Annotated in this window: 9 protein-coding genes and 1 tRNA gene; 2 read left to right on the top strand and 8 right to left on the bottom strand. The window is 49.1% G+C overall.

The window, feature by feature from the left end; translation table 11 throughout:
• The 6 genes from ACO6V1_RS19785 to ACO6V1_RS19760 all read right to left on the bottom strand — a co-directional run.
• Positions 1-394: translation initiation factor IF-2 associated domain-containing protein (locus ACO6V1_RS19785; protein WP_422468149.1), on the bottom strand; the 394-nt coding region annotated here is incomplete at its 3' end.
• A 26-nt stretch (positions 395-420) separates the two neighbouring features.
• Positions 421-1,914 (bottom strand): transcription termination factor NusA, encoded by a 1,494-nt coding sequence (gene nusA / locus ACO6V1_RS19780; RefSeq protein WP_269672643.1) that lies wholly within the window; start codon positions 1,912-1,914, stop codon positions 421-423.
• Positions 1,915-2,167: 253 nt separating this feature from the next.
• A complete protein-coding gene (rimP, locus tag ACO6V1_RS19775) occupies positions 2,168-2,626 on the bottom strand; it encodes a ribosome maturation factor RimP (RefSeq protein WP_101746603.1) in 459 nt (152 codons plus the stop codon).
• A gap of 133 nt (positions 2,627-2,759) precedes the next feature.
• Positions 2,760-2,836, bottom strand: a tRNA-Met gene (locus ACO6V1_RS19770).
• A gap of 259 nt (positions 2,837-3,095) precedes the next feature.
• Entirely contained in the window at positions 3,096-3,995 is a 900-nt protein-coding gene (locus ACO6V1_RS19765) for a hypothetical protein (RefSeq protein ID WP_422468147.1), read from the bottom strand.
• Between the two features lie 469 nt (positions 3,996-4,464).
• Positions 4,465-5,541 (bottom strand): hypothetical protein, encoded by a 1,077-nt coding sequence (locus ACO6V1_RS19760; protein WP_422468145.1) that lies wholly within the window; start codon positions 5,539-5,541, stop codon positions 4,465-4,467.
• Positions 5,542-5,642: 101 nt separating this feature from the next.
• Here ACO6V1_RS19760 and ACO6V1_RS19755 point away from each other — a divergent pair, with 101 nt between their 5' ends.
• Together ACO6V1_RS19755 and ACO6V1_RS19750 are read left to right on the top strand one after the other, a co-directional pair.
• Complete coding sequence (locus tag ACO6V1_RS19755; protein ID WP_422468143.1) at positions 5,643-8,558, top strand: UvrD-helicase domain-containing protein; 2,916 nt, start codon at positions 5,643-5,645, stop codon at positions 8,556-8,558.
• Between the two features lie 188 nt (positions 8,559-8,746).
• Positions 8,747-10,000, top strand: a complete 1,254-nt coding sequence (locus ACO6V1_RS19750; RefSeq protein WP_422447449.1) for a glycosyltransferase — start codon at positions 8,747-8,749, stop codon at positions 9,998-10,000.
• Between the two features lie 83 nt (positions 10,001-10,083).
• On the opposite strand, the gene ACO6V1_RS19745 is transcribed toward ACO6V1_RS19750, so the two are convergent.
• Positions 10,084-11,220: an RNA-guided endonuclease InsQ/TnpB family protein gene (locus ACO6V1_RS19745; RefSeq protein ID WP_422447451.1), complete on the bottom strand. Its 1,137-nt coding sequence runs from the start codon at positions 11,218-11,220 to the stop codon at positions 10,084-10,086.
• 213 nt (positions 11,221-11,433) lie between these two features.
• Positions 11,434-11,536: SEC-C metal-binding domain-containing protein (locus ACO6V1_RS19740; protein WP_422468151.1), on the bottom strand; the 103-nt coding region annotated here is incomplete at its 5' end.

The following is an 11,536-nucleotide window of genomic DNA, read 5'->3' as shown; positions in this document are numbered from 1 at the left end:
CACGGTCATCCCGACGCTGGCCACGCTCTTCCTGCTTTTCAGGACGGGCCGCCGCTTCATCCGCTTTTGGTGTTTCTTCAGCGGCTTCGCGCTTGACGTAAGTGCGCTTTTTACGTACTTCTACGTTAACCACTTTGTTTTTGCCGGAACTGCCACCAGACACTTTCATGCGGCTGACCGTCTTACGCTTCAGCGTAATCCTGGTCGGCTCAGAACCGGTACCGGCATCACCATGAGTTCGCTTCAGGTGGGCCAGCAGCTGCTGTTTTTCTGCATCGGACACAGACTCTTTGGCGCTGCTTTTGGTGAGACCAGCGTCTTTCATCTGCTGCAACAACCGCTCCACTGGAGCGCCGACCACTGCTGCGAGTTGCTCTACGGTTACATCTGCCATTCACACTTCTCCTCTCAGTGGCCCGCTCAGTTACCCGCTTCTTCAAACCACGGTTTCCGCGCCGTCATGATCAGCTCACCAGCCCGATCTTCATCCATTCCGTCAATATCCAGAAGGTCATCGATCGATTGTTCAGCCAGGTCTTCCATCGTAACGACACCGCGACTGGCCAGCTCATAGGCCAGTTGCTGCTCCATACCTTCCATATTCAGAAGGTCATCAGCAGGCTGGGTACCATCGAGCTTTTCTTCCTGGGCAATGGCCTGAGTCAATAACTGATCCTTGGCCCTTGAGCGCAACTGTTCAACGATATCTTCATCAAAGCCTTCAATGGCCAACATCTCCTCAAGAGGGACGTATGCAATCTCTTCCATGGAGGTAAAACCTTCTGCCACAAGCAGTCCAGCCAGATCATCATCAACATCCAGCTTTTCCCTGAAGGTCTGAACCACACGACCCGCTTCCTGCTGCTGTTTGGCAGCGGCGTCCTCTTCGGTCATGACGTTCAGGATCCAGCCCGTCAGTTCACTGGCAAGGCGGACATTCTGACCACCACGGCCAATAGCCTGAGCCAGATTATCTTCACTGACCGCAATATCCATCGTGCCTTTGTCTTCATCGACAACGATTGAAGCCACCTCTGCCGGCTGCATGGCATTAATCACGTACTGCACCGGGTTGTCATCGTAAAGCACGATATCAACACGCTCATTGCCCAGTTCACCGGAGACCGCCTGAACACGGGCACCACGCATACCGACACAGGCACCGACCGGATCAATCCGGCCATCATTGGTTTTCACGGCAATCTTGGCCCGTGAACCCGGATCTCTGGCAGCACCTTTGATCTCAATCACTTCTTCTGAAATTTCAGGAACTTCAATACGGAACAGCTCAATCAGCATCGCGGGCGCTGTTCTTGACAGCATCAACTGCGGACCACGCCCCTCGGTGGACACTTCATGGAGCAGGGCCCGAACATGGGCGCTCATTCTGAAGTTCTCGCGGGGCAATACCTGGTCTTTCTTTAAAACCGCCTCAGCGTTATTGCCAAGATCAACAATAATGCTGTCACGGGTTGTCTTCTTGACGGTACCGGAAATCAGGGTGCCCATTTTGTCTCGGTACTGCTCAACCATCTGCAGGCGCTCGGCTTCACGCACCTTCTGGACAATCACCTGCTTGGCTGTCTGAGCGGCAATACGGCCAAAGCCTACCGACTCAACCGGTTCTTCCCAGATACCACCAATTTCAAGAGACTCGTCGTGCTCCTTGCCTTCATCCAGAGTCAGATGCATGCCGGGAAACTCAAAATCCTCGTCAGCGACCACAGTCCAGCGACGGAATGTATCGTATTCCCCATTAGCCCGGTTGATCGCAACCCGGATATCCACTTCGGTTTCGTACCGTTTTTTGGTCGCTGTCGCCAGAGCGGTTTCCAACGCCTCAAAGATGACCTCGGGCGGTACTCCCTTCTCATTGGATACGGACTCTACGACCAACAGAATCTCTTTACTCATGCTCTGCCTCGCCTATGCTGAACCAGTCCATGCCTATGGAGCCTGCCGGACTCACTTCTGACCTGCGGAGAAAAGCCTGATCTGGTCACAATCCATGCTGCTTTTCGTCAAATAGCCCTGCTATTCCCCTCAAATCAGCATGAAAAATGTCTCAAATCAGGCTTTTCTCGCTCTGGTCAGCCAAGTCCGACAGGCTCCTGCCAACACATCCCTGGCTGCTAAACCGGGATATCCGCCCGGCCTGAAGGATAATTCAGTCGAACTGTGGTATCACCTGCGCCTTATCGATGCTTTCGATTGGCAACAGAAGCTCATGGCCATCGGCCTCTATAACGACATCCTGATCTTCAATTCCCTTGATGATGCCCCGATACTTTCTGCGCCCTTCAAAAGGCACCCTCAGGCGTATACTGACCGTATGGCCAGTCATCATCTCGTACTGCTCAAGCCGGAACAGCGGCCTGTCCAATCCCGGAGAAGATACTTCCAGGGTATATTCGTCCGCAATTGGGTCTTCTACATCCATAACGGCACTCACCTGACGACTGACCTTTTCGCAATCTTCCAGGGTGATGCCATCTTCTGCGTCGATATAGACCCGAAGCAGCGAATTCCGCCCACGGGAAACAAACTCAATACCCCAGAGACGGTAATCAAGCGACTCCACGATCGGCTCGATAAGTGTCTCCAGCTGCGACTGCTTACCTGCCACGACTGAATACCTGCCAAAAAAACAAAAAAAGGGCTATAAAGCCCCATATATTCGCACAATGACCAGAACGGCCATCACACATCAATTACTCGCTACCTAACAAAAAACCCCGCAAAGGGGGTTTTTCAGGATTTGGTAGCGGGGGCTGGATTCGAACCAACGACCTTCGGGTTATGAGCCCGACGAGCTACCAGGCTGCTCCACCCCGCATCAAATTGTTCATCAGTATACTTCGGCAAGAGCCAGCTGACAACCTCTCCCCAATATCAAATACACTGACCCTGAAGCGAAGAATCAGCACTGAATTTGACTCACTAATCGTTACAAAAGCTGGCTACAAAACAGTAATGGTAAAACTCTACACCACAAAAAACCGCTCTATTATCTCCCTTTTCCCAGAGCTGTCAACTTGCCCGGAGCACTCCCTGCCATGGATGGAGAATTTTACCGATTCATCAGATTACGCTGATCATGGGTAAAACCGGAGTGGTGCCTGCAATAATGATGGTTGTTGTGGTACTGAACTTTCCTGAACAGGAAAACTGTCTTTCACATTGGAAAATTTGTTGTTTGTATCATCTTTTGAACCTTTACCGCCTTTCTTCATTAACCCTTGATCATCATGCTCACAGCCTTGTCTTGTTTCACCTTTGTACGCACACTTCCGTCCTGCGGCTGCATACTGAGCATTACGCCTGTCCTCAGGCACTGATCGTTGATTACCAGATGAAGTATTGGATTTAAGACTGCCGGGATGGGTTTCCAGATATTCCTTATTGAGACAATCCTGCAAGAATGACTGGTGTTTACCGAGGGCTGTAAAAATTGTTTCCAGAATTTTCTCCTTAGTCAAACCAAAAAGGCCAGGATTTTTGTATTTTTTTTCTAACATCTGAACTAATGTCTCGGCTCTGGGTCTTCGTATACGTAATGCTCTTAATTCATGCATTTCATCCTCCTTAATAACACCCTCCTGAAATAAGTAGCTCCAGTATTTTTTTGGCAAAAGATTATCTAAGAGATACTCCATTTTATCTTTTTGATACCAGTGTTCTTCAATTGGCGGTTTATCCCGCTCCGAGGTAACTTTACCTGCCGAAGCAAGGCTGGTTTGAGAAACAACATCAAAAGTGCCGGAGCCTGAAAAATGAGCAGGGCCAGGTATATTGGGGATAAATGACTCACGATCAGTCTCCCGGGGTTGCACAGCAGGGCCAACCGCTCCTGGCTGGAGAGAAGCCACCTGCCTGCACATCCGGGAGAATGTACCAGAGGCGTTGTTTTCATCAGGACTATCGGGGCGCTGAGGTCTTGCCGGGTTATTCAAATCGTTCAAATTACAACCGGCATACACATTTACTGGATCCATCGTTTTAACTACTACACATATAAACAACTACTTTAACCGGGTGATTGCCAGCAAAAGGAGGAGGTTGGACAGATCAAAGATGTTCCTGCGAATAACCTGTCCACAGGAGCCATCTTTGAATTAGCGAATAAAGCATTAGTCAACAATTGCTAAATAAAGTTCCCGACGGTAAACATATAGCATGACCAAATGATCAGAAATCAATAGCGACAATCCAAAACAGCTTGCTGAAAACGCTCTTCAGAAGGCGGAGTTGGTATTAAGTAGCTAACCATATGAAATCACATATTTCTGACTCCTTGTTCAGGCACTCCCGGCAACCGCTCCTGCGTTGCTCTAGCTCCTGCATCCATGCAGTCGTGCTTCGTTACAACTCCGGTCACATAGCTACGGCTATGCTCCCTCCGTTGTGCCTCGCATAGCACCTGCCCAAGTAGCCAGAAATATGTGATTTCATATGGCCAGCTACTTACTTTATCAGTACACACAAAACCAATAGGGCCATTGCCATCATCCCCAGGGCAACGATTAATCCGGACAAAAGTTCCGAAGCCGAAGGGCTGGCGAAAGAGACGGAGCCATGAAGACCTGTAAAGGCTTCCAGAACGGCAATAAGAAGAAAGAATAAAAACAAAGCGGTTAACAGCTTGATGCTCCAAAGCCCAATCCGGAATTTTCTGAACATAACAACACCGGAATCACTGCCTTTGCCACAAAAGCATGTGCCATTGAAAAAGCAGGGATGCTTCCCCGGGCTCTCGCACTGCCTTCCCGGCCCCTCTGGCAAGCATCGGCCAGAGCCCCCCTCAGAGCAGTCCATTACCTGACCATATACATGGTCACCACAGGACAGGTCACAGTATGGTCGGTGTAGCGGATCATATTGGGAGTGTGCCCCATGCCGGGCTGGGTGATTGGCGTTTTTGGCGCAGTTGGCATAGTAGTCAAGACACAACTGAAAAAAGACCAGATCACTGTCCGGAAAAATGGCTTTACCGCCGACAATCTTACCGTGACCAACTTGCCAGGCTGTCTCTTTCCTGACTGTTTTTTTTGTAGCTTTCCAAGACCGCCTTTTTCTGGCCGCTGCCGGAAATCTTTGCATGATCCTGCCAGTCTGCCCAAAAACAACCAGACCACCCATCGTTTGAGGATAATGGCTGTTAAATGGCGGTCGATGAGCCGGGTAACTGTTCGGCCAGTAGCGCCTGCGAAGCTTATGAGGACGGAATAAAAAAGGATGGAATAAAAAAGGGCGAATAACACTCGGCAGAGGATATATACGACGAGACCTTAATGACCGGTGAACAATCTCATTCTGCCCGGGCAGTTCCCTATTGTTATCCTGCTCACCCTGCCTGGCAGGAAGCGCCAGAGACCGGCCACGCCCTTTATAACGCGCAATTGCAAACCCGGTAAAGCCACCCCGTTTGCCAATAACGGAAAACCCGAAAGAATGGCCCTGCCCTGAACGGTCAATTCCGTCAACCGCATAAAACCCAGACAGGATTTCTGATTTACCACCAACACCAATCGAATTAGACATCTCTGAACAATTGCTGGCCAACGGCCACCCATTCATAATACTGGCATCATCAGAGCATTCGACGCTCGCAAAAGCACAGCAGGTTTTCTACCCTATTGCCCATGAATATACTTTTATACAACGATCTCAATGCAGACCAGATACCCGGCTTTGCCAAAGTTCGCAAAGCCCTTGAGAACAATAATTTCCAGCAGGCGGATGTGCGCAAGATCGGGGATAACCTTTACCGCGCACGGCTGAACCGTAACGATCGGCTGTTATTCTCCCTGCACCGGTACAATGGCGAGCCCTACTGCCTGATTCTGGAGTATATCCGCAATCACGCCTATGAAAAGTCCCGATTCCTGGAACGGGGCGTAACCATTGATGAGGAAAAAATTCCGCCGATTGAGGCTGCGGAAACTGAGTCCTCACCAGAACTGACTTATCTCAATACCGACCACGACCGCTTTAACCTGCTGGACAAGATAATCTCCTTCGATGGTGAACAGCAGTCCGTTTATCAGCTGCCGCCGCCCCTGGTGATTATCGGCAGCGCCGGTAGCGGCAAAACCGCCCTGACCCTGGAGAAAATGAAGCAAGCGACGGGCGACGTACTATACGTCAGTCACTCCCCCTTTCTGGTACAAAGCGCCCGTAATCTTTACTACGCTCACCAGTACGATAATGAAGAACAGAATGTGGAATTTCTCTCCTTTCGGGAGTTCCTGGAAAGCATTCGGGTACCCGCCGGTCGGGAAGTAACGCTGAAAGACTTTGAAGGCTGGTTCCAGCGCCATAAGGGCAACAGCAAACAGAAAGACCCTCATAAACTCTTTGAGGAGTTCCGGGGCGTGCTGACCGGCCCTTCTACCGAATCACCCTGGCTCTCCCGTGATGAGTACCTGAAGCTGGGGGTGAAACAATCCATCTTCAGTGAAGAAGAGCGTTCGGGCGTTTACGACCTGTTCGATAAATACCGGCAGTTCCTGGAAAAGGAACAGTTATACGACACTAACATTATCAGCCACCGCTACCTGGCCAGCGCCGAACCCCAATACGACTTTATCGTGGTGGACGAGGTGCAGGACATTACCAACATTCAGCTCTACCTGATACTGAAGACCCTCAGGTATCCGGGCCACTTTATCCTCTGTGGTGACTCCAACCAGATTGTCCACCCGAACTTTTTCTCCTGGTCCAAGGTCAAGACCCTGTTTTTCGAGCAGCAGGGCCTGACCGGTGAGGGTGAGATAATCCGGATACTCCAATCCAATTACCGCAATGCGCCGGTGATCACCCATATTGCCAACCGGATTCTGAAACTGAAGCACGCCCGCTTTGGCTCCATCGACAAAGAGAGCAACTACCTGGTCGACAGCATTGGCGAACACCGGGGACAGTTGCAGTTGCTGGCCAACAGCCAAAAGGTCAAACAGGATCTGGACAGCAAAACCGCCCGCTCCACCCGCTTTGCCGTGCTGGTGATGCACCCGGACCAGAAAGCCGCCGCCCGCCAGTGGTTTAATACGCCGCTGGTCTTCTCCATCCAGGAGGCCAAGGGGCTGGAATACGACAATATCATTCTTTACAACTTTATCAGCGATGAAGAAAAGAGCTTCCGGGATATTGCTTCGGGTGTAGACCCCGCCGCGTTGGAAAAAGAGACACTGGAATATGCCAGGGCGAAAAACAAACAGGACAAATCCCTGGAAGTCTACAAGTTTTATATCAACGCCCTCTACGTTGCCATTACCCGGGCGGTGAGCAACCTCTACATTATCGAAGCCAACCAGAAGCATCCGTTAATGCGGCTACTGGACCTGGAACGATTTACCGGAGACCTGCAGATGGATAAGCAGGACTCCAGCCTGGATGAGTGGCAGAAAGAGGCCCGCAAGCTGGAACTGCAGGGCAAGCAGGAACAGGCCGATGAGATCCGCAGCCGGATACTGCAGCAAAAGCCGGTACCCTGGCCGGTACTCGATCGCACCGCCTTCATGGAACTGCAGAAAGAAGCCACAAGCGGCAATAACAGGAAAAAGCAGCTGCTGGCTCTGGAATACGCCCTGATCCACTGGCATCGCCCCATGCTCAACCAGTTGCTCACCAGCGGCTTTAAACCCGCCACACAGACGGAAGAAAAAGCGGTCAAACAACTGCACCAAAAGCACTACATGACCTACGACCTCAATAACCCCGGCAGTGTACTGCGCGACACAGAGAAATACGGCATCGACCACCGCACCATCTTCAACCTGACCCCGTTGATGGTTGCCGCCCGTCTTGGCAATGCTGGCCTGGTCAGGGAACTGATGGAGCGCGGTGCCAACCCGGATCTGTCTGGCAGCCATGGTCTCAACGCCCTGCAGATGGCACTGGAACAGGCACTGATGGATGAGCGCTATGCCCGCCATAAACTGGCACCGGTCTACAGCAACCTGGAACCGGACAGCCTGTCCATCCAGACCCAAGGCCGTTTGATCAAGCTGGACAAGCGCCTGATGGGACTGTTTGTACTGAACCTGATGTTTGCCATGTTTTATCGCAAACTGGGCGAACTGGCAGGCAGAGGCGAGGGTTTCTCGGCCAAAGACATTACCGAATGGGTGCAAACCCTGCCGGACGAGGTCTTACCGGAACGTCGGAAAAAGCAGAGCTACATCAGCAGTATTCTCTCCGGCAATGAGGTCGATCGGGATGCACCCTATAACCGCAGGCTATTCAAACGCATCCGTCGAGGCCATTACATTATCAACCCCGGCATGAAACTTCGCCAAGGCGAGGAATGGGTCGCTGTGCACGACCTGTTAAACCCGGAAGACCTGGGTTTCAGACCAAGCTGGATGAACCTGAGCAAAGAGGATCAGCTGATCTTTAAACATCGTTTTGAACAATTCGACCAGAACCGCAGGCAAAATCTGACGGCCTATTGTGAGTACATTGGAAAACTGCAAGAACAGGCAGAGAAAGAACTGGAAGAACGCCGGGTGAAGTCCCGGCTGGACATCCAAAGTGAGGAACTTATCTCCGGATAGGTGTTTTATCGCCTGTGATCTGCTGTACGTTACCCGCACAACCAGAACAGGTTTTGCGGGTAGTGCTCTTTTCTCATTCGAACTTATGGAACTTTTTCTTGACCACACACTCTAAGCTGATTACTAGTTAGAATTTAACAATTTTAATTCTTTGTGATCAAAGGATTTAATTAGTTAAACGGAGTTTTATGAACATTTCTTCCACTCAAGCTTTACCTACAAAAAACTTTATCGAAGAGTTAATACTAAAAGATTCTGAAATAAAGAGTGCATATCAAGAATTTACAAGTCAAACACATGGAGAATTAATTCCAAGAAACCATTTTTTTGAATGGGTTGGTAAGAAAACTCTCCCTGAGAGACAGGTACAAATAGTTCACCATTTTAAGAGCCTTGGAAAGTTCAATGATTTTCATGTTTGCGTTCTGACTGATAAACCAATGAAATTTATTGCTGCAGAATCAAAATGTGATGGTATATCCGGGACGGTGGAAATCATCACCGTCGACAAACTGAATGAAGACTTTTATAAAGCATTAAAAGATTCTAATGAGCCTGACTGCGATAAGCTCTATAAAGACTTTGTTAACATTACGCAACTACACAACGTAGGACTGGAAAATCAAGCATTACGAAGTGATTATTATCGGCTAGCGCTCCTCTATACATACGGCGGCATTCATAGTGATATAAATATACCTTTAAAGGAACTTGACTCATCGGCAAGTGCATTACAATATCCACTCATTCCACTTAGGGGAAAGAATGGTCTACTAATACGCACTATTGATATGCCATTTGCTGGATCTGACGGGACAATTCCCCATTGGGATAACTCCCTCATCGCTTCCCAAAAAAACAATCAGATTGTTCTTTCCATGATTAAACATATGCTTAATCTAGAGAATAAGCTGAAAGATATACTAATAGAAAACTCAAATAAAAGTGAGTTTAAAAAGACCCTGTCTTTACACGATGCAATGCGATTATGGCAATGCAAGGAAGAATATTATATCAAAGCATCTATTGAACTTACTAAAAATGCATACAGAATTGCATATCCTGATATAACTGAAGAAGCTTTAAACTCTTTGGCATCTCAAGTAAAAGATAATTTAGTTCCAGCTTTGAAATCCACAGAACATGCAGTAGCTAAACAACAGGGTCTTTTAACTGCCAGGCATTGTATTGTCTCAAGAATGTTAGGGGGCGGTACTGACGCACTAACTCCTATAATTAGAAAAAAGTTAAGTAGAGGAAAGTTAATTAGAGAACAAATTAAAGAAGTAGAAGACTTCGCTAAATCTTTAAGCTTTCCATTACCAGACGATCAGCCATCTTACGCAAATATTAAGCCATTACACGATGGGCGTAACCACAAGGGACTTTGCAGCTGGTATGGTCAATCAAACCCTCATTATGTCGATGATAGCAACATCTGACACTCCCCGCCCTATCGGGCGAGGGTTCTTAGATCGCTCCAAGAACCTTCCTGCTTCAACACGCCTTCCCTAGATAGCGGTTTTTAAGCCGCTATCCCCGTTCCAGTCGCTCCACAGGCTAACCCCGCCAGTCCGGCGGTTCTTATATTCTTTGCTGCGTTTATGTCCCTGTCGTGATGGGTATTGCACTCAGGGCAATCCCATTCACGAATAGACAACGGCAGACTTTCATGGACAAACCCACAGCAGGAGCACCGCTTGGAACTGGGAAAGAAACGGTCTATCTCAACCACAGTACGATCAGCCCATTCAGACTTGTACTTCAGTTGTCGGACAAACTCTCCCCAGTTGGCATCTGCGATATGTTTTGCCAGCTTTGGATTTTTGATGGGGCGGCCTTCCGTCATGCCCTTCACATCCAACGATTCAACGCACACAACTTGGTTTTCGTTAATGAGTGTACGGGATGCCTTGTGGGTAGCATCCATCCGGCAGTCGGCTATTTTGGCATGGACACGGGCAACCTTGAGCCTTGCTTTGGCTCGATTGTTACTGCCTTTCTGCTTTTTAGCCAGTTGACGCTGAAGGTAGGCAAGCCTTTGCTCATAGCGTCGGGTGTGACGGGGATTGCCGGATTTTTTACCGTCCGATGTGATGAACAGATCGGTTAAACCTAAATCAATACCTACTGTCTTGTTGCTGATAGACATTGGTTTAGCTTCAAACTCGCAAAGCATGGAAACAAAGTACCGGCCCGCCCGATCTTTGCTGATGGTGATGCTGGAAGGCTCAGAACAAAGTTCTCGGCTCCAGCGGATATTCAGCGGTTCTTTGCTTTTGGCGATGAACAGTTGGCCTTTTTTCATGCTGAAAGCGGCCTTTGTCAGCCGTATACTTTGCCTCGAATGTCTCTTTTTGAATTTGGGGTATTTCGCCCTGCCAGCCCAAAAGTTCTTGAAGGCTTCCTGCTGATCCCTGAGTGTTTGTTGCAGGATGACGCTGGATACATCAGCCAGAAATGGGAACTCTGTCTTGAGCGACACAAGCCGCTTTTCTGCCTTGGAATGGGAGATAGATTGCCCATTTTTGTAGTAGGCATCAGTGCGAAAACGGAGGGTGTTGTTATAAACAAAACGGCCACAACCAAACGACTGAGCAAGGAGTGCTTCCTGTTCAGGTGTTGGGTAGAATCTTTCTTTAAAAGCACGTTTTGTTTTCATGTCGCAAATATTACAGAAATACTAAACACCTGTAAATACTTAAGACTTCCGGTTCTGCAAGCCCTATACGGGCTTGTTGCTTATATCACCGCCCGCATTGGGCGATGCTTTACGCAGGTTTTGGTAAATGGCGGATTCAGTTCAAAAGCATTGAATATCACTGGTATTGCACTCCCACGGTTCATCCCGTGGGAAACGGCCTTTTCTCACCCATCAGCCGCAACACTTCTTATACTTGCGCCCGCTACCGCAGGGGCAGGGATCATTTCTTCCCACCTTCGGGTGTTGTCTGACCAGCGGCTGTGCGGGCTTTCCG

The sequence above is a fragment of the Endozoicomonas sp. ALC013 genome (genome assembly GCF_049310205.1).
GTDB lineage: Bacteria > Pseudomonadota > Gammaproteobacteria > Pseudomonadales > Endozoicomonadaceae > Endozoicomonas.
The sequence above is the reverse complement of the archived record's forward strand: the minus strand, read 5'-3'. Positions and strand labels throughout refer to the sequence as shown.

What these genes read in the sequence shown, in the direction of transcription:
- ACO6V1_RS19745 (WP_422447451.1), bottom strand. Translation starts at nt 11,220, where the DNA reads ATGAAAACAAAACGTGCTTTTAAAGAAAGATTCTACCCAACACCTGAA.
- ACO6V1_RS19760 (WP_422468145.1), bottom strand. Translation starts at nt 5,541, where the DNA reads ATGTCTAATTCGATTGGTGTTGGTGGTAAATCAGAAATCCTGTCTGGG.
- ACO6V1_RS19755 (WP_422468143.1), top strand. Translation starts at nt 5,643, where the DNA reads ATGAATATACTTTTATACAACGATCTCAATGCAGACCAGATACCCGGC.
- ACO6V1_RS19750 (WP_422447449.1), top strand. Translation starts at nt 8,747, where the DNA reads ATGAACATTTCTTCCACTCAAGCTTTACCTACAAAAAACTTTATCGAA.
- nusA (WP_269672643.1), bottom strand. Translation starts at nt 1,914, where the DNA reads ATGAGTAAAGAGATTCTGTTGGTCGTAGAGTCCGTATCCAATGAGAAG.
- ACO6V1_RS19765 (WP_422468147.1), bottom strand. Translation starts at nt 3,995, where the DNA reads ATGGATCCAGTAAATGTGTATGCCGGTTGTAATTTGAACGATTTGAAT.